Origin of the sequence: Bradyrhizobium sp. HKCCYLRH3097 (assembly GCF_051167875.1) — a bacterium.
Classification (GTDB): Bacteria; Pseudomonadota; Alphaproteobacteria; order Rhizobiales; family Xanthobacteraceae; genus Bradyrhizobium.
On sequence record NZ_JBNPTX010000004.1, the window covers coordinates 404,441 to 421,662 of the forward strand.

Annotated in this window: 16 protein-coding genes; 9 read left to right on the plus strand and 7 right to left on the minus strand. The window is 66.3% G+C overall.

Features of this window, described 5'->3' with window-relative positions; translation table 11 throughout:
- Positions 1 to 161: 161 nt before the first annotated feature.
- The 3 genes from ACQR0U_RS13425 to ACQR0U_RS13435 form a co-directional block, all read right to left on the minus strand.
- Positions 162 to 1,577 (minus strand): D-alanyl-D-alanine carboxypeptidase family protein, encoded by a 1,416-nt coding sequence (locus tag ACQR0U_RS13425; RefSeq protein ID WP_434843262.1) that lies wholly within the window; start codon positions 1,575 to 1,577, stop codon positions 162 to 164.
- A gap of 173 nt (positions 1,578 to 1,750) precedes the next feature.
- Positions 1,751 to 3,541: a glucan ABC transporter ATP-binding protein/ permease gene (locus ACQR0U_RS13430; protein ID WP_315751427.1), complete on the minus strand. Its 1,791-nt coding sequence runs from the start codon at positions 3,539 to 3,541 to the stop codon at positions 1,751 to 1,753.
- Positions 3,542 to 3,626: 85 nt separating this feature from the next.
- Entirely contained in the window at positions 3,627 to 4,682 is a 1,056-nt protein-coding gene (locus tag ACQR0U_RS13435) for an ABC transporter substrate-binding protein (RefSeq protein WP_315751428.1), read from the minus strand.
- 276 nt (positions 4,683 to 4,958) lie between these two features.
- Between ACQR0U_RS13435 and ACQR0U_RS13440 the strand changes: the two genes are divergently transcribed.
- The 5 genes from ACQR0U_RS13440 to ACQR0U_RS13460 all read left to right on the plus strand — a co-directional run bounded on the left by ACQR0U_RS13440 (position 4,959) and on the right by ACQR0U_RS13460 (position 8,259).
- A complete protein-coding gene (locus ACQR0U_RS13440) occupies positions 4,959 to 5,360 on the plus strand; it encodes a hypothetical protein (protein WP_315716292.1) in 402 nt (133 codons plus the stop codon).
- 105 nt (positions 5,361 to 5,465) lie between these two features.
- The gene (gene hisE / locus ACQR0U_RS13445; protein WP_315716291.1) at positions 5,466 to 5,867 is read left to right on the plus strand and encodes a phosphoribosyl-ATP diphosphatase; all 402 of its coding nucleotides are present in this window, start codon (positions 5,466 to 5,468) and stop codon (positions 5,865 to 5,867) included.
- 69 nt (positions 5,868 to 5,936) lie between these two features.
- Entirely contained in the window at positions 5,937 to 6,518 is a 582-nt protein-coding gene (locus tag ACQR0U_RS13450; protein WP_315716459.1) for a YqaA family protein, read from the plus strand.
- The gene (locus ACQR0U_RS13455) at positions 6,518 to 7,147 is read left to right on the plus strand and encodes a hypothetical protein (RefSeq protein ID WP_316170785.1); all 630 of its coding nucleotides are present in this window, start codon (positions 6,518 to 6,520) and stop codon (positions 7,145 to 7,147) included. Before ACQR0U_RS13450 ends, ACQR0U_RS13455 begins: the two co-directional genes overlap by 1 nt.
- 143 nt (positions 7,148 to 7,290) lie before the next feature.
- Entirely contained in the window at positions 7,291 to 8,259 is a 969-nt protein-coding gene (locus ACQR0U_RS13460) for an NAD(P)H-dependent flavin oxidoreductase (RefSeq protein ID WP_315826559.1), read from the plus strand.
- Between the two features lie 81 nt (positions 8,260 to 8,340).
- On the opposite strand, the gene ACQR0U_RS13465 is transcribed toward ACQR0U_RS13460, so the two are convergent.
- The 4 genes from ACQR0U_RS13465 to ACQR0U_RS13480 all read right to left on the minus strand — a co-directional run bounded on the left by ACQR0U_RS13465 (position 8,341) and on the right by ACQR0U_RS13480 (position 14,079).
- Positions 8,341 to 9,912 carry an ABC transporter substrate-binding protein gene (locus tag ACQR0U_RS13465; RefSeq protein ID WP_315716288.1) on the minus strand — a complete coding sequence of 524 codons (1,572 nt, stop codon included), beginning with the start codon at positions 9,910 to 9,912 and terminating at the stop codon, positions 8,341 to 8,343.
- A 212-nt stretch (positions 9,913 to 10,124) separates the two neighbouring features.
- The gene (locus ACQR0U_RS13470; RefSeq protein WP_434843261.1) at positions 10,125 to 11,657 is read right to left on the minus strand and encodes an ABC transporter substrate-binding protein; all 1,533 of its coding nucleotides are present in this window, start codon (positions 11,655 to 11,657) and stop codon (positions 10,125 to 10,127) included.
- A 131-nt stretch (positions 11,658 to 11,788) separates the two neighbouring features.
- Positions 11,789 to 13,399: an ABC transporter substrate-binding protein gene (locus ACQR0U_RS13475; RefSeq protein WP_316185451.1), complete on the minus strand. Its 1,611-nt coding sequence runs from the start codon at positions 13,397 to 13,399 to the stop codon at positions 11,789 to 11,791.
- A 44-nt stretch (positions 13,400 to 13,443) separates the two neighbouring features.
- Positions 13,444 to 14,079, minus strand: coding sequence for a hypothetical protein (locus tag ACQR0U_RS13480; RefSeq protein WP_315716285.1), 636 nt, complete (start codon positions 14,077 to 14,079; stop codon positions 13,444 to 13,446).
- Positions 14,080 to 14,598: 519 nt separating this feature from the next.
- Between ACQR0U_RS13480 and minC the strand changes: the two genes are divergently transcribed.
- From minC to ACQR0U_RS13500, 4 genes are read left to right on the plus strand one after another with little or no spacing between them, the layout of a single operon-like run.
- Positions 14,599 to 15,294 (plus strand): septum site-determining protein MinC, encoded by a 696-nt coding sequence (gene minC / locus ACQR0U_RS13485; protein WP_315826563.1) that lies wholly within the window; start codon positions 14,599 to 14,601, stop codon positions 15,292 to 15,294.
- Positions 15,295 to 15,314: 20 nt separating this feature from the next.
- Complete coding sequence (minD, locus tag ACQR0U_RS13490; RefSeq protein WP_315716283.1) at positions 15,315 to 16,130, plus strand: septum site-determining protein MinD; 816 nt, start codon at positions 15,315 to 15,317, stop codon at positions 16,128 to 16,130.
- The gene (minE, locus tag ACQR0U_RS13495) at positions 16,127 to 16,402 is read left to right on the plus strand and encodes a cell division topological specificity factor MinE (protein ID WP_315716282.1); all 276 of its coding nucleotides are present in this window, start codon (positions 16,127 to 16,129) and stop codon (positions 16,400 to 16,402) included. The genes minD and minE overlap by 4 nt, the downstream gene beginning before the upstream one ends.
- Before the next feature lie 21 nt (positions 16,403 to 16,423).
- Positions 16,424 to 17,197, plus strand: coding sequence for a thioesterase family protein (locus ACQR0U_RS13500; protein ID WP_315716281.1), 774 nt, complete (start codon positions 16,424 to 16,426; stop codon positions 17,195 to 17,197).
- The last annotated feature ends 25 nt before the right edge of the window (positions 17,198 to 17,222 follow it).

The window sequence follows — 17,222 nt, forward strand, 5'->3', positions numbered from 1 at the left end:
TCTATCGGCAGCCGCCGGCCTCGCTCGGGCCGGCGGCGCCAATATCGAATTTCCGGCGGTTCAAGGCAAGCGGCCGGCGCGGCGACGAAAGGGGAGGGACGGGCGATCCGGGCCGAGGGCCCGTGCCAATTGCTGGCTGCGGCCGTATGCGCCGCGCGGGATCAGCCGTCCTTCGGCGCGGGCTTGCCGTCCGTCTTCGGCTTTGCGGCAGCCTTGGGTTTGGTGGGCTTGGGCGCGTCGGAGCCGGCTTTTTCCGCCGTTTTTCCGCCGGCTTCGTGCTTGGCGGCGACGTGGCGGGCCGCGCCCGGCTTGGCCTCAGCCGGCTTGGCCTGCGGCTTCGCAGCGGCCTTCGCATCCGCATCGGTCTTGGCGGCGGTCCGGGTCGCCGGCTTGGCGTCCTTCCGGGCGGCGGCATGCGCCTTCTTGCCGCGGTGCTTGGTCGCGGTCTGCGCGTCGGCATCGGCGGCGACGGCGGCGATCAGCGCCGCGCCGGTGCGCGTCGGGCCGGTGTAGACCAGCACCGGCTCGGACGGGGCGGGCGCCGCCGCCAGCAGCTCGGACGGCTTCATGGTCGGCGTCTGCAGGCCGGCGAGCAGGGTGCCGCCGGTCGCTTCGCCGTCCGCACCGGCAACGGTGTCCTCGTCGTCGTCGCTGGCTGGTCGGTGGCGGCGGCCGTTGCACATGTCGTCGCGCAGGTTGGGCGGCGTCGCGTCGACGGGGGCCAGCTGATCGACCGTGCCCAGCGGCGACTTCAGCCAGCTCAGCTGGTTGCCGTTGAAGCCGCGGTCCAGCATCTGGATCGCGCGCACGGCGCGCATCTGTCCCGAGGAGGCGCCGAGCACCACCGCGATCAGGCGCTTGCCGTTGCGGGTCGCCGACGCCACGAGATTGTAGCCGGAGGCGCAGATGAAGCCGGTCTTGAAACCGTCGGCGCCGGGATAGCGCCCGATCAGCTTGTTGAAGTTCTGCACCACGCGGCGGCCGTAGCGGATCGACGGGATGTGGACGAAATATTCGTACTCCGGAAGATCGCGGATGATGGCGCGCGCCAGGATCGCGAGATCACGCGCCGAGGTGATCTGGCCGTCGGCAGGCAGTCCGTTCGGATTCACGTAGCTGGTCTGCGTCATGCCGAGCTTGCGGGCGGTGTCGTTCATCATCGCCGAGAAGCCGTCGATGGAGCCGCCGACGCCCTCGGCCAAGACCACCGCCATGTCATTGGCGGACTTCACCAGCATCATCTTCAGTGCGTTGTCGACGGTGACCTGCGTGCCGGGCCGATAGCCCATCTTCGACGGCGACTGTGATGCCGCGGTCGGTGAGACCGTGAACAGCGTGTCGAGCGTGATCCTGCCGTCCTTGACCGCCTTCAAGGTGACATAGGCCGTCATCAGCTTGGTGACCGATGCAGGGTACCACGGATAGGTCGCGTTCTGCGCCTCCAGCACCTTGCCGGTGTCGGCTTCGACGAGCAGCAGCGCCTCGGCATGGGCCCAGCGCGGCGCGAGCACGAGAGCGGCAGCGAGAGCGATGATCTTGATCGGGGCGTAGCGGAACAACAGGCGAAGCGTCTGCACTGGTCTGGTCCGGTCCTTTGAGACCCGCCTCGCGCGGCGAGGTGGGCAAGCGGGCTTTCGGGTTTCAAGCGTGTCCGGCGCCGCTTTGGTTGCGGCAGGCCGCGAACCTATACCGGCTCGACGCTGGCGAACAGAGGCCAGCCATTCAATTCCACGATGAAAGCGTCCCGCGATCAGGTCTTGACGATGGTGCCGTCGCTCTCGGGCGCTGCGAGAGTCGCGCGCGCGCTCTCCTGCACCATGAACTGGGCCTTCGCGAGTTCCGCGAAGTGGCCGCCCTTGGCGACGAGTTCATCGAACGTTCCGCTTTCGATCACGCGTCCGTTCTCGAACACCAGGATTCGCGTCGCGTTGCGGATGGTCGAGAGCCGGTGTGCGATCACGAAGGTCGTGCGTCCCCTCATCACCTCGTCGAGCGCCGCGTTGAGCTTGGCCTCGGTGACGGCATCGAGCGCGGAGGTCGCCTCGTCGAGAATCAGGATCGGTGGATCCTTCAAGAGGGCACGCGCGATCGAGAGCCGCTGGCGCTCGCCACCGGACAGCATGCGGCCGCGCTCGCCCGCGTTGGTATCGAAACCCTGGTCGGCACGATCGATGAAGTCGAGCGCCTGGGCGCGCGCGGCGGCGGTGCGCAGCTCCTCGTCGGTCGCGTCGGGCTTGCCGACCAAAAGGTTCTCGCGGATCGAGCGGTTGAACAGGAGCGCCTCCTGGAACACGACGCCGATGTTCCGGCGCAGCGCCGCGAGCTTCAATCCGCGCACATCCATGCCGTCGATCTTGATGAAGCCCGACTGCGGGTCGAAGGCGCGATGCAGGAGCGCGATCGCCGTCGACTTGCCGGCGCCGGTCGGGCCGACCAGCGCGATAGTCTGGCCGGGCAGCGCGGTGAAAGTGAGGTCCTCCACCGCCGGCCGCTTGCCGTCGTAGGAGAACGACACATCGTTGAATTCGACCAGGCCCGAGAGTCGGCCGACCTCGATCGCGTCGGGGCGGTCGCGCACGGCCGGCACGGCATCGAGCACGGTGAAGAACTCGGCCAGCCGGGGCGCCTCCATGAACACGTTGTTGATGAAGGACACGACCTGCTCCAGCTTCTGGATCAGCATGGTCGCGAACGACACGAACATCACGATCTCGCCCACCGACGTCAGCCCGGCCTGATGCAGGGCGATGCCGAGCGTGAAGATCGCGAGCACGGTGATGGTGGTCGAGGCACGCGTGATGACCGTCACCAGCGCCCACCAGCCGAGCACCGGCATCTGCACCGACAGCAATTGTCCGGCGACGGTGCGCAGGCCCTGCACCTCGGCATCGATGCGCACGAAGCTCTGCACCAGCGCGACGTTGCCGAGCGCGTCGGAGGCACGCGCCGACAGGTCGCTGTAATGCTCCTCGACCTCGCTCTGCATGCCGTAGGTCTTGCGCACCACCAGCGTCGTCAGCACGGTGAACACGACGCACAGCACGAACAAGAGGATCGCGAGCCGCCAGTTCAGATAGAGCGACAGCGGCAGCAGCACCAGCACCGACATGATCGCGGCGAAGTGCTCGCGGAAGAACGACAGCCACAGCTTCCACAGCGCGTCGGTGCCGTTGATCATCACCTTCATCAGCCGGCCGGAATGGGTGCCGGAATGGAACGTCAGCGGCAGCTGCAAAATGTGCTCGAAATAGCTCGTCAGCACCGCATGGCGCTGCCGGTGCGCCAGCCGGTCGGCCTGCAGCGCGACCCAGGCGCTGGCCAGAATCGTGAACAGGCCGAATCCGGCCCAGGCCGCGAGCAGCGGCCAGGCGGTGCTGGCCGAGGCCTTGCCAGAGAGCGAGTCGACAATGCGTCCGAACAGCACCGGGTCGGCGAACTGCGCCACCGCCAGCGCCAGGTTGGCGATCGCGAGAAACCAGCCGAGCCGCGCCTCCTTTCCGAGCAGATGGAGCACGCGGGCATAGATGCGGAGCAGGGACATGGCGGGGCGCTTCGTGTCGGCAGTTGGAATCAGCGCTGGGCGCGCGGCACCATGTTAGCAAGGGAACGGCCGCCGCGGCGAGCGCTCAGTTGACGAGCCGGCTGTCGGCGGGCGGCAGGAAGCTGTCGTCGAAGATGTCGGCGGGTTGCGGACGCTTGTGGTGGAATTTGCCGTCCTCCGCGAGCTGGTCGAGGGCCCGCTCGAACCGGGCGGGCTCGATGCTGCCGATGCCATCGCGGCGGACGTCCGGCGTCAGCACGTTGTCGACGAGCACGCTCTGCAGTCGCTGCAGCTCGAGCTCGCGGGAGCCGTCATCCATCCGGCTCACCACGTCGGCGATCGCGCCGGCAGGGTCCTTGATGGCAAGCTGGAGCCCCGATGTCAGCGCGCGCAGGAAGCCCTTCACCGCCGCCGGCTGCTTGGCCGCAAAGCCGGGATTGACGATCACCGCATGGCCATAGGCCTCGCAGCCATAATCAGCGAAGCGCAGCACCGCGAGATCGGCGGCGGGCACGCCGCGGTCGCGCAGATTGATCGCCGAGAGATACGAGAAGCCGCTGACGGCATCGACCTGGCCGGCGGACAGGATCGGCTCGCGCACGGCCGCGCCAACGCGCGACAGCTTGATGGTCTCGGGCCTGAGATGGTTGTGCCTCACGACCGCCGGCCACAGCCGGATCGAGAGATCGCCCTCGGCGACGCCGAGCGTCTTGCCTTCGATGTCGCCGAGCCCGTTGATGCCGCGACTCCTGCGCGCGATGATCGCATAAGGCGCCCTGTTGAACAGCACGAACACGGCCTTGACCGGCTGGCTGTTCGACGCGTCGCGATAGCGGATCAGCTCGTTGATGTCGGCGAGCGCCATGTCGGTCTCGCCGGAGGCCACCCGCGCGATCGCATCGGGAGAGCCCTTGGCCGTGGTGATGGTGACGGTCACGCCCTCGGTGGCGAACAGCCCGCGGCTGGCGGCGAGGACCAGTGGCGCCATGCTGCCATCGAGCGGCCGATCCAGCGCGAACATGACGGCGACCGGACGTTTCGGCTCCTCCGCTGCGGCTTCCTCTCTCGACAGGCATGAGGGCACGACGAAGGCGGCGAGGAGCGCCAAGGCAAGCAGGGTGACGGGTCGTCGCATGCGCATCATGTCACGCCGGTATTCGCAGGCCGTACCGGTCTTGTCACGCCGGTATTCTAATCAGTTCGCCGGCCATCGCGGGATCGAGATGTCAATTTCGTGACAGCGTCGCGGTGTCGCTGCCGCTCGGGGCCGGCGGTGCCTGATCATGTCGGATCGAATGTGAACGGTCCATGAGCAAGGCCTGCGGCGATTTGCGGCTTCGACTCCGGGTTTCGCGAGGGGAACTGTGGGCGCAGTTCGCGAGTTGGTACCCGAGATTAGATCGTACGGAGGATCCACATGATCGCACAGCGCGGAAGTTTTTCACGCTTTGGCCGTGCTACCGTCCTGGCGACGGTGGCCGCGGTGACTTTGACGGCCGTGCAGCCGACACTCGCCTTTGCCGGCTCCGCGCCGGCCGAGAAGGGCGTCGTCGCCAAGACGGCCAATGATGGCGGCCTGACCGATGTCAGCGCGCGCCGGCGCCACTATCGCGGCAATGGTGGCGCGGCGGCTGCGGCGGCGTTCGCCGGGATCGTCGGCACCGGACTTGCCATCGCGGCGACGCAGAACCGCCGCTCCTACTACGAGGACAACTATTACTATGGCCGGCCGGCCTATTATGGCTACGGACCGCGCTATCAGTATTACGGCGGCGGCCCCTATTACGGTGGCGGCTATTACCATCACCCGCATTGGTGATGTGAGATCGGACGAAACGATCCGCCGGCCGCCGTGCCGGCGGATTTTTTCTTGCCTGCCGCGAACGTTAATATGCGGACCATCGAATTTAACTATTGTGGCCAGATGACTGATTCGATCGATCGGCTCTATCGCGCTGTCCTGGCGGCCAGGGATCTCGACCCCGCGCGATCGCGCACGGCCAAGCTGATGCAGCAGGGCACGGCCAAGATGGCCAAGAAGCTCGCCGAGGAGGCGATCGAGGTTGCGATCGATGCCGTCGGCGGCGACGCCCAGGCCGTGGTGCGCGAAAGCGCCGACCTGATCTACAATCTGGCCGTGCTGTGGGCCGAGCTCGATGTCCAGCCCGAGGACGTCTGGCGCGAGATGGAACGGCGCGAGCTGATGCTCGGCATCGCCGAGAAGCTGCCGAAATCGCCGGTGAAGGTCGCCAAGGCCGCGCCCGGACGGGTGGCGGGGCGACCGATCGTCGCGGCCGAAAGCCGGACCATCCGCAAGCGGCACTAGTGTGGCGGTCCGATTCGGGTCGACATATGGACCATGGACAAATCCTGCCCGGTTTGCTTCATCGCCAGCATGCTCAGACGGATCTACGACTGGTGTATCGACGCCGCCCACAAGCCGCATGCCATGTGGATCATGGCCGCGGTTGCCTTCGCCGAAAGCTCGTTCTTTCCGGTGCCACCGGATGTGATGCTGATCCCGATGTCGCTGGCGAAGCCGCAGCGGGCGTGGCTGTTCGCCGGCGTCTGCACCGCGGCCTCGGTGGCGGGCGGCCTGGTCGGTTATGCCATCGGCGCGCTGCTCTACGACTCCCTCGGCCATTGGCTGATCCAGCTCTACGGCCTCGGCGACAAGGTCGAGGCGTTCCGTGCCTCCTACGCCGAGTGGGGCGCCGTCATCATCCTGGTGAAGGGATTGACGCCGATCCCCTACAAGCTGGTCACGATCACGTCGGGCTTCGCCGGCTACAATCTCTTTCTGTTCGTCGTCTGCTCGATCATCGCGCGCGGCGGCCGCTTTTTCATCGCCGCGATATTGCTCAACCGCTATGGCGAATGGATCAGGGTGCGCATCGAGAAGCATCTCGGCCTGTGGGTGGCGATCGGCGCGGCCGTGCTGGTGGCCGGATTCGTCATCGCCGTGAAGCTGATCTGATGCGGCCGCTGCGCCCGGGGCTGGGGGCAGGCGCGGCGCTGCTCGCCGTCGTCTCGGTTCTCTCCGCCGCCGCGGCATGGGCGCAAACGACGCCTTCCTTGGGGCTGCGAGAAGCGCCGCAACAGCCACCGCAGCAGGCGCGTGCCGTCCAGCCTGCGCCGCCTTCCAGTCCGGGTCTGGTGGAGGAGCTCGGCAAGCTGTTCGAGAAGATGTCGATCATTCCGCTGAAGCCTTCGGGCGATGCCCGCGCCGAGCCGCCGGCGGCCGGCAGCGATCCCACCGGCGCTGCCGCGGATCAGCCCGCTGCGACACCGGTGCAGCCCGGTGGCCCGGTCGCGCCGAAGGGCGGCGCCGACGTGCTGAAGGAGACCGGCGAGACCTTGTCGCGCCTCGCCCAGCCCTCGAGCATGATCTCCGGCCGCTCGGTCTGCCCGATCGCCGCCAACGGCACGCCGGATTGCAAGCTCGGCGCCGACCGGTTGTGCCAGGGCAAGGGTTACAAGGAAGGCAAGAGCCTCAACACCGATTCTGCGGAGACCTGCTCGGCGCGGGTGCTGATCCCCGGTCGCGAGCGCAAGCCGGGCGATTGCCGGACGGACACCTACGTGACCTCGGCGCTCTGCCAATGACGCCGGCACGCCAGCGTCTCAACGCAAGACCCTGGTCCGGCTTTTCCGGTCCCTCTGCGAGCGAATTGCCATCACGGCATGATGTCGGGCATGCTCGCGATCACGAGTGTTTCCGCATTTCAACGCAAGAGGAATTCCCATCCATGTCCATGCCCGCCTTGTTCAAGGGCCGCCTGACGATCCCGGTGATCGGCTCGCCGCTGTTCATCATCTCCGTGCCCGACCTGGTGATCGCGCAGTGCAAGGCCGGCGTGGTCGGTTCGTTTCCGGCGCTCAACGCGCGGCCGGCCGCGCTGCTCGACGAATGGCTGGCGCGCATCACGGAGGAGCTCGCTGCCTATGACCGGGCGCATCCGGAACGCCCGTCGGCGCCGTTCGCCGTCAACCAGATCGTGCATCGTTCCAACAACCGGCTCGAGCAGGATCTCGCGCTGTGCGAGAAGTACAAGGTGCCGATGATGATCACCTCGCTCGGCGCGCGCGAGGAGCTGAACCAGGCGGCGCACGGCTGGGGCGGCATCGTCTTCCACGACGTCATCAACCAGACCTTCGCGCACAAGGCGATCGAGAAGGGCGCCGACGGCTTGATCCTGGTCGCGGCGGGCGCCGGTGGACATGCCGGCACGATCTCGCCGTTTGCCTTCGTGGCGGAGACGCGGAGCTGGTTCGATGGCCCGATCGCGCTGTCGGGCGCGATCGGGAACGGCCGCGCCATCCGTGCCGCGCGCGTGCTCGGCGCCGACTTCGCCTATATCGGCTCGGCCTTCATCGCCACCAAGGAGGCGAATGCGGTCGAAGGCTACAAGCAGATGATCACCAGCTCGGGCGCCGACGACATCGTCTATTCGAACCTGTTCACCGGCGTGCACGGCAACTATTTGAAGCCGTCGATCGTCGCAGCCGGCCTCGATCCGGACAATCTCCCGACCTCCGATCCGTCGAAGATGAGCTTCGGCACCGACGCCTCGGGCGAGCGCGCCAAGCCGAAGGCATGGAAGGAGATCTGGGGCTCAGGGCAGGGCATCGGCGCCATCAAGGACGTGCTGCCCGCCGCCGAGCTGATCGCGCGCTTCAAGAAGGAATATGACGAGGCAATCGATCCGCCGCTCTAAGCGGCTCCGCGACGGACAAAAGAAAAGCGCGGCAGCCAGGGCTGTCGCGCTTTTTTGTTGAGGTCGCAACAAGCGGGCGGGCTATTCCAGCTCGATCGCCTGGAACTTGCCGCGCTCGTCGAGCGCCGTGCCCCAGATCTTATGCGAGGCCTGGTGTTCGGCGCGGCCGAAGCCGAGCTTGGCGCCGAGACCGAGATCGATGTCACGCATGTTTTCCAGCGTGTCGATCAGCGCCTCGGTGTCGAGCTGCGGGCCAACCCGGCGCAGCGCCTGGACCAGCACGTTGGCCGAGACGTAGCCTTCGAACGACACGTAGGACGGTGCCTCGCCCGGGAAGTACTTCTCGAGCGCGCTCTTGTATTCGAGCACGGCGCTCGAATAGCCGCCGACGGCCGGCACCACCTGGGTGACGATGACGCCGCTGGCATAGCGCGGGCCGAGCAGCATCAGCTCGTCCGAGAGCTCGGTCGAGCCCACGAAGGAGACGTTGGTGTAGATCATGTGCGGGAACAGATCGCGCGTCTTCTCGATGAACTTCGCGGCGGCGCGATAGGTTGCGACCATGACGATCGCCTTGGGCGGGTTCTTCAACGCCCGCAGCTGGTTGACCGCGTCGTCCACGTCGACCGTGTTGCGCTTGTAGTTGAGGCGCAAGATGGACGTGTCGGCAAGGCCGAGCGAGCGGAAGGCCTTGGCCACACCGGAGAAGCCGGCATCACCATAGGCGTCCTGCTGCGCGAACACGGCGATGTCCTTGGCCGGCAGGCGGCGCAGCTTGACCAGATAGCGAACGACGGTGTCGGTCTCTTCGGCGTAGCTGGCGCGATAGTTGAACACGTAGCGATCCGGCGGATCGTTGCGCAGGAGGTTGGCGCCGGTGAACGCGCCGTAGAACAGCACGCGGCGCTGCAGGGCGTAGGGCATCGCCACGGCAGACGTCGGGGTACCGACATTGCCGACGAAGCCGAACACCTTGTCCTTCTCGTAGAGCTGCTTCATCGCGTCCAGCGTCCGCGACGGCTCGTAGCCGTCGTCGGCCGAATAGAGCCGCAGCGAGCGCCCGGCGATGCCGCCGGCGTCGTTGGCGCGGTTGAAGGCGGCCTCGATGCCCATCTTCATCTGCCGGCCGAGCTCCTTGGCAGCGCCCGAGAACGGAGCGGCGATGCCGAAGCGGATCTCGTTGGCGGTGACGCCCTGGACGTTGGAGGTGGACGCCGGCGGCAGCGTCGCGGTCGGTGCCGTCGCAGCCACGGCCGCGGACGGGGCGATCACCCCGGCGAGGCTGGTGGCGGTCTGGCTCGGCGCGCTTTGCCCGAGCGAGCGCTCGAGCTCGGCGAGCTGGCGGCCCGCGGAGTTACAGTCGGTCTGAGCCGCCCCGACGCGGTTGCGTCCATCGGCGACGTAGCCGTTGAAGACGCGGGTGAGCTCGTCACGATCCGAGCCGCCGGTGGAGGCCTCCCGGATCACCTCGCGAAACTTGTCGACAATGGCCTGAACGCGGCCCTGGTCGATCGCCTGACAGGCGGATGCTGCTCCCACGATCGGCCCGACCCGGCTCGCAAGATTACGCACCACATCCGCATTGGTGCCCGCCGCGCTGGCGGGCGTTGCGAGCAATGCCGCAACCAAGAACACGCTACAACGAAAGTTCATTGCCACTATCCCACTTTGGACCCCATCCAGGTCTTCCGCCTGGTGAATTGACGCCGTGTCTGCGACGGAGAAGACATAAGACCGTCACCATGCACAGACCAGCCTTTCCTAAGAGCATGACCATTTCGGTAACCCGACACGCCTTTTTCCGATCATACTTTAGGACCTGCTAACGAAACGTCTTCACCAGTTCTTCCCCTTAGAAGCTAATTCTACTCAAGTTCGATTGCCTGATACGTGCCGGTTTCGTCGAGGGCGGTACCCCAGATCTTGTGTGAGGCCTGGTGCTCCGCGCGTCCAAATGCGAGCGTCGTGCCGAGGCCGAGATCGAGGCTGCGCATCGATTCGAGCGTGTCGACCAGTCGCTCGGTGTCGAGCGGATTGGTCTGCTTCAGCGCCTGGATCAAAATCGTCGCCGCGATATAGCCTTCGAGAGACGTATAGTCCGGCGCCTCGCCGGGAGCGTATTTGGCCAGGGCGTTCTTGTAGTCGAGCACGAGGCTCGAATAGCCAGAAACCGCCGGCACGCCCTGCGTCACGATGACGCCGTTGGTGAAGCGCGGGCCGAGCAGCTTGAGCTCGGCCGCGAGCGAGGTCGAGCCGACGGCGGACACGTTGGCGTAGATCAGGCCCGGCACCGCGTCGCGCGTCTTCTCGATGAACTTCGCGGCGGCGCGATCGGTCGCTACCATGATGACCGCCTTGAGTCCCGGCTTGTGCGCCTTGACCTGATTGACCGCCTCTTCCACGTCCATCGTCGCGCGCGGATAGTTGATGCGCGTTACGGCGTCGCCGATGTTCAACTGCCGGTAGGCCTTCGCGACACCGGCGAAACCGTCGTCGCCGAATGGGTCCTGCTGGGTGAACACGGCGATCTGCCTGGGCGAGACGCGCTTCATGTTGATCAGGTAGCGCACCAGCGCGGCCGTCTCCTCGGCGTAACTCGCCCGATAGTTGAAGACGTAGCGATCCGGCGGATCGCGTCGCACCACTGCTGCGCCGGTGTTCGGCGCAAAGAACAGCGTGCGCCGCTCCAGCGCATAGGGGATCGCCACCTGCGAGTTGGCGGTGCCGACGTTGCCGATGAAGCCGAACACCTGCTCCCTGTCGTAGAGCTGCGTCATCGCCGCCAGCGTGCGGCCCGGATCGTAGCCGTCGTCCGCCGCCACGAGACGGAGCATGCGCCCGTTGACGCCGCCGGCGTCGTTGGTGCGTGCGAACGCGGCCTCGATGCCCTGGCGCATCTGACGCCCGGTCTCCTTGCGGATGCCGGAGAACGGCAGGACCATGCCGAAGCGGATCTCGCGGTCGGTGATGCCGCGCACGGGGCTCGCGGTGACGGCGCCAGTCGTCGTTTCGGCCTTGACCGGTGTGATCGGGGCCGTCGCCGCAGCCGGCTGGTCGAGCGAGCGTTCGAGCTCCGTCAGTTGCCGCTCCGCGGCGGCGCAGGTCGCCTGCGAGGCGCCCGTACGACTACGGCCCTCGGCGATGTAGCCATTGAAGCTGCGGGTCAGCTGATCGCGCTCGCCGTCATTGCTCGTCGCCTGGCGGATGGCTTCGCGGAATTTGTCGACGATGCTCTGGACCCGGCCCTGCGCGATGTCGGGGCAGGCGGACGCCTGTCCCACGATCGGTCCAACCCGGCCGCCAAGCTCCCTGACGACGTCGGGAGCCGCCGCCAAAGCGGGGCTGAAGGGAGCTACGAAAACACTCCCGATGATCAACGCGGACCAACGCACGGCCATCGAACCTTCCACCTGCTCAGCTTGTTTCAAATCCTCTTCGTTCTACTATTCGTGGCATTTCGAATTAATGTCGGGTTTCTCTGTCGCTCTTTTGTCCTGGTAGTTGAGGCCGTCGCGCCTCTAGCGGTATCCTATTCAAGTTCGACGGGTTGGTAGGTGCCGCTGTCGTCCAGTGCCGTGCCCCAGATCTTGTGCGAAGCCTGGTGTTCGGCGCGGCCGAAGCCGAGCTGCGTGCCGAGGCCGAGATCGATGTTGCGCATGTTCTCGAGCGTTTCGACCAGTTGCTCGGTATCGAAGTTCGGACCGGCGCGCTTCAGTCCCTCGATCAGGATGCTCGCGGCGATGTAGCCCTCGAGCGAGGTGTAGTCGGCCGGCTCGCCCGGGGCATATTTCGCAAGTGCGGTCTTGTATTCGAGCACCAGGCTCGAATAGCCGGAAACGCCGGGCACGGTCTGGCTGACGATCACGCCCTCGGCGTAGCGCGGTCCGAGCAGCATCAGCTCGCTGGCGAGCGCCGAGCCAGCAACCGCGGAGATGTTGGCGAAGATGACGCCCGGAAATACGCCCTGGGCCTTCTCGATGAACTTGGCTGCGGCGCGCGTCGTCGCCAGCATCACCACCGCCTTGACCGGGGTCTTCAGCAGCTTCAGCTGATTGATGGCGTCGTCGACCTCGACCGTGTTGCGCGGATAGTTGACCCGCACGATCGAATTGTCGCCGACGCCGAGCGTGCGGAACGCCCTGGCCACCCCGGCGAAGCCGGCGTCGCCGAAGGCATCGTTCTGCGCGAACACGACGATCTGGCGCGGATGCAGCCTTCGCATCTTCACGAGATAATGGACCAGCGCGTCGGTCTCCTCGGCATAGCTCGGCCGGTAGTTGAAGACATAGCGGTCGGGCGGATCGTGGCGCACGACGTTGGCGCCGGTATAGGGCGCGAAGAACAGCGTGCGGCGCTCGAGCGCGTAGGGGATGGCGACCGCGGCGGTGGCCGAGCCGAAATTGCTGATATAGCCGAACACCTGCTCCTTCTCGTAGAGCAGCTTCATTGCATCCAGCGTGCGCGCGGGATCGTAGCCGTCATCGGCGGTGACGAGCTTCAGCATGCGGCCGTTGACGCCGCCGGCCTCGTTGGCGCGATTGAACGCCGTCTCGACGCCGATCTTGAGCAGTCGCCCGCTCTCCTTCACCGGTCCGCTGTAGGGAATGACCATGCCGAGCTTGATCTCGCTCTGCGTCACCCCGCGCACGTTGCCGGCCGGCGGCAGCAGTTGCGCCGGTACAGTCGCGGCCTGCGCCGTTGCAGGTCCGATGCTCACGGCAGACAGGTTCGCGCGCGCCGGAGGCGGCGCTGCGATGGATTGTTCGAGATCGGCAAGCTGCCGATTGGCGCCGCCGCAATCCAGCCGGCCTGACGTGACGAGGCTGCGACCTTCGGCGACATAGCGGTCCAGCAGGCGCGTCAGCTCGTCACGGTCGGCCTCGCTGGCGGCGGCCTCGCGGATGACGAGCTGGAATTTCTCGATGATGGCCTGGATGCGCGGCCGGGCGATGTCGCGGCACGCGAGCGCGGCGCCAATGATCGGGCCGACGCGGCTGCCGAGCTGGCGCGCCACGCTCACACTCTCGCCGGGCGCAGCAGCGGCCTCGCCGGCCACGAGGGACGCGAGCAGGATGGCTGCCATACGGGCGTGAGCCAGCGGACGGCGTGCTGCCGCTTTCTGCGGTAGGACGTCGATCATCGTCGCCTGTGATGTGTTGGAAGTCGGATCAGTCGTGCAGAGGGTTAGCGAACCCGCTCCATCTGACCCGTCTTCTGGTTCCACTGCATGAACTGCTGCAGCATGGGCTTTTCTGGAGTGTCGGTCTCTGCCGTCGGCGCCGGAGCGTCCGCGAGCAGCGATTTGAACTGCGACAGCGCCGGAGCCTGCGGCTCGACCCGCTCGGGCAGCGCGCTGGTCTGGTCCGCCTTGGCGTCCTGGACGTCGGCGGCGACCGGCGGCAGCGTCTTCATCGACTGCACGGCGGCGACGAAGGACGAGCTGGCGTCGGGCTGGCGCCACACCGGCACGATGTTGACGAAGAACAGCGCGACGACGGCGGCGACGCCGGTTGCGGCGGCGAAGCGGCCGGCCACCTTGAACACGACCGACCGGCGGTCGCGCTCGCGCTCCAGATCCGGCGGCTCGCGCATGACTTGCGGATTCAGCGACTGGCGAAGGGATTCGAACACGGCGGTCTCCAGGCGAGCATCGAGCGGTCCTTGCTGTCCCGAAGCGGGACGCTCGGCCGCCTCCGCTGCCTTGGCATTGTCACCGACGAGAGATAGACGCGCGGCTTCCGGACGTTCGCGCAGCCACCGCGGCGCATAGTGCAGCGGGTCCTGCGGGTTCATCGGATTCTGTTCACTCAACGAACTCATACGCTACTCCTCTGACGCTCGATTCCGGTAAACTGATACGCTTCTGCCACGGTCGTATGAGAGCTAGTTTCAAACGAAGAGCGGGAGCTGGTCTGCCACTTCAGAGTATACGGAATCACTTGCAGAATCAGACGTTTCGCGTCGATCAGCGATCGCACGCCAGCGGTCCCTTCCTGCAAGGCGCCGTGGCACGTTTGCCGTGCCTTGGGCGCCTCTATCGATCCCATGCCCCGCCCCCTGACGAGTGTCAATCGATCGGAACCTCTTAAAGTCGTCGGTTCCGAATTATATGTACGTTAAAGTTATCATCATGATGTGATTAAAATGAGGCGTGACGGGTCTTGACGCAGATGCTCATGAATTGCGTCTCATTGATGCCAAGATTGCGCCTTGATTCGATCATCATCGAACTATGTCGGGCGGGCCGCTGTCGATTTTTGAGCGGCTTAGCGTCGATTTAACTATCCGTTAACCATCTGGCGCCGACAGTTAACCAATCACTAAGAAGGGTTGGGTCGGATGGTCATGAGTGCCAGCGCTGAAACGGTGCGTCCTGTTATTCGTCTGCGCGGGCGCTCCTACGTCGCCTTCGTGTTTTCGCCGGTTGTGCCGATTGCCGATTGGCTGGCTGAGCTCGATGCAACGCTCGCGGGCTCGCCCGGCTTCTTCGTCGGCAAGCCGATCGTGCTCGATCTCTCAGCGCTGGATCTGAGCCCGCTCGCCATCACCCATCTCATCAAGAGCATCGAGTCGCGCAACATCCGCGTGCTCGGTCTCGAAGGCGTCGAGCAGGGGCGGCTGTCGCTCGGCATGCCTCCCTTGTTGTCGGGCGGCCGTCACTGCGCCGTGCAGGAGATCGAGCCGGAGAAGCCGTCGCTGCAGCAGCCGACCTCGCTGCTGCTCGACCAGCCCGTACGCTCGGGCCAGTCGATCGTGTTTCCCGATGGCGACGTCACCGTGCTCGGCGCGGTGTCGTCGGGCGCCGAGATCGTCGCCGGCGGCTCGATCCACGTCTACGGCACGCTGCGCGGCCGCGCGATGGCCGGCATCAACGGCAACGCGGCGGCGCGCATCTATTGCCAGAAGATCGAGGCCGAGCTGGTCGCGATCGACGGCTACTACCAGACCGCCGAGCAGATCGACGCCGCGTTGCGCGGCCGGGCCGTGCAGGCGCGGCTCGAAGGTCATTCCATGAAGATCGTTGCATTGAACTGAGTAGCAGGAGGATCCGTGACATGTCGAAAGTACTCGTAGTGACGTCGGGCAAGGGTGGCGTCGGCAAGACCACCACGACGGCGGCGATGGGCGCGGCGCTGGCGCAGGCCGGCGAGAAGGTCGTCGTCGTCGATTTCGACGTCGGCCTGCGCAACCTCGATCTGGTGATGGGCGCGGAACGCCGCGTGGTGTTCGATCTCATCAACGTGGTCCATGGCGTCGCCAAGCTGCCGCAGGCTCTGATCCGCGACAAGCGGCTGGAGAATCTCTGGCTGCTGCCGGCGTCGCAGACCAAGGACAAGGACGCGCTGACCGAGGACGGCGTCGGCCGCGTCATCGCTGAGCTGCGCAAGACCTTCGACTGGGTGATCTGCGACAGCCCGGCCGGCATCGAGCGCGGCGCCATGCTGGCGATGCGCTATGCCGACGAGGCTCTCATCGTCACCAATCCGGAAGTGTCGTCGGTGCGCGATTCCGACCGCATCATCGGCATGCTCGACTCCAAGACCGTGCGCGCCGAAAACGGCGAGCGCGTCGAGAAGCACATTCTCATCACCCGGTACGATGCCGGCCGCGCCGCGCGCGGCGAGATGCTGTCGATCGATGACGTGCTGGAAATCCTGGCGACGCCGTTGCTCGGCATCGTGCCAGAGAGCCAGGACGTGTTGCGCGCCTCCAATGTCGGCTGCCCGGTGACGCTCAACAGCCCGGCGAGCGCCCCCGCACGCGCCTATCACGATGCGATGCGCCGGCTGCTCGGCGAGGAGGTCGAGATGCAGATCCCGACCGAGCGCAAGGGCCTGATGAACCTGCTCTTGGGACGGAGGGCTGCATGAGTGTGCTGCGGCTCTTTACGGGGCGTGCAGCCTCCGCGCCCGTCGCGCGGGAACGGCTGCAGATCCTGCTCGCGCACGAGCGCAGTCTGCGTGGACAGCCCGATCTCCTGATGCAGCTGCGCGAGGAAATCCTCGCCGTGGTTTCGCGCCATGTGGTACTTGATCCGGACAAGGTCATCGTTCGCATGGACCGGGGAAAGCATGTCTCGACGCTCGAGGTCGACATCGAACTGCCCAATGGCGCCGACCGCGCCTTTGCCAGCGCCGGCTGAGACGTGGCGAGGCGCGCGCTGATGCGGCCGATCTTCCGCATCGCGGACAATCGGGTCGCCGTCGGCTCCGATGCTGCGGGACCCTGGGATCCGACCATGCAACATGGGTCTGCGCCATCGGCGCTGGCCGTGTGGGCGGCCGAGCGCATTCCGACGAAGTCGCCGATGCGCATCGCCCGCGTCACCATCGACCTGATGCGCCCGGTGCCGCTCGCAGAGCTCCTCATCGAGACCGAGGTGCTGCGCGAGGGGCGCAAGATCCAGCTCTGCGCCGTGCGCTTGCGCGCCGGCGACACGGTGGTCGTCACGGCGACGGTGCTCAAGATCAGGCAGGACGCGGTGCCGCTGCCGGACGATGTCCGCGAGCTGCCGGTCGATCTGGTCGGCCCTGACGAGGCCCTGCCGGAGCCTGCGGATTTCTCGACCAGCCCCTTCGTGCGTGGCATGACGCTGCGCGCTGCGCGCGGCCGGTTCGGCGTCAAGGGTCCCGGCGCGATCTGGTATCGCGTCGACTGGCCGCTGGTCGAAGGCCACGCCGTGTCGCAGGCGATGCGCGCCGTGGTCGCGAGCGACTTCTGCAACGGCACCTCCGCCGCGCTCGACTTCCACAGCTATACGTTCCTCAATGCCGACCTCACCGTGAACATGGCCCGCGAGCCGGTCGGCGACTGGATCCTGCTCGACGCCGAAAGCTGGATCGGCCCGGACGGCGCGGGTCTGGCGATGGCGCGGCTGGGCGATGTCAGGGGCTATTTCGGCCGGGTGGTGCAGAGCCTGGTGATCGAAAAGCGGTGAGGGGGCGGTCAGCCGTCCGGATTGC

Coding starts and splice junctions, on each gene's coding strand:
- ACQR0U_RS13430 (WP_315751427.1), bottom strand. CDS start 3,541: ATGTCCCTGCTCCGCATCTATGCCCGCGTGCTCCATCTGCTCGGAAAG.
- ACQR0U_RS13435 (WP_315751428.1), bottom strand. CDS start 4,682: ATGCGCATGCGACGACCCGTCACCCTGCTTGCCTTGGCGCTCCTCGCC.
- ACQR0U_RS13440 (WP_315716292.1), top strand. CDS start 4,959: ATGATCGCACAGCGCGGAAGTTTTTCACGCTTTGGCCGTGCTACCGTC.
- hisE (WP_315716291.1), top strand. CDS start 5,466: ATGACTGATTCGATCGATCGGCTCTATCGCGCTGTCCTGGCGGCCAGG.
- ACQR0U_RS13450 (WP_315716459.1), top strand. CDS start 5,937: ATGCTCAGACGGATCTACGACTGGTGTATCGACGCCGCCCACAAGCCG.
- ACQR0U_RS13455 (WP_316170785.1), top strand. CDS start 6,518: ATGCGGCCGCTGCGCCCGGGGCTGGGGGCAGGCGCGGCGCTGCTCGCC.
- ACQR0U_RS13460 (WP_315826559.1), top strand. CDS start 7,291: ATGTCCATGCCCGCCTTGTTCAAGGGCCGCCTGACGATCCCGGTGATC.
- ACQR0U_RS13465 (WP_315716288.1), bottom strand. CDS start 9,912: ATGAACTTTCGTTGTAGCGTGTTCTTGGTTGCGGCATTGCTCGCAACG.
- ACQR0U_RS13470 (WP_434843261.1), bottom strand. CDS start 11,657: ATGGCCGTGCGTTGGTCCGCGTTGATCATCGGGAGTGTTTTCGTAGCT.
- ACQR0U_RS13475 (WP_316185451.1), bottom strand. CDS start 13,399: ATGATCGACGTCCTACCGCAGAAAGCGGCAGCACGCCGTCCGCTGGCT.
- ACQR0U_RS13480 (WP_315716285.1), bottom strand. CDS start 14,079: ATGAGTTCGTTGAGTGAACAGAATCCGATGAACCCGCAGGACCCGCTG.
- minC (WP_315826563.1), top strand. CDS start 14,599: ATGGTCATGAGTGCCAGCGCTGAAACGGTGCGTCCTGTTATTCGTCTG.
- minD (WP_315716283.1), top strand. CDS start 15,315: ATGTCGAAAGTACTCGTAGTGACGTCGGGCAAGGGTGGCGTCGGCAAG.
- minE (WP_315716282.1), top strand. CDS start 16,127: ATGAGTGTGCTGCGGCTCTTTACGGGGCGTGCAGCCTCCGCGCCCGTC.
- ACQR0U_RS13500 (WP_315716281.1), top strand. CDS start 16,424: ATGCGGCCGATCTTCCGCATCGCGGACAATCGGGTCGCCGTCGGCTCC.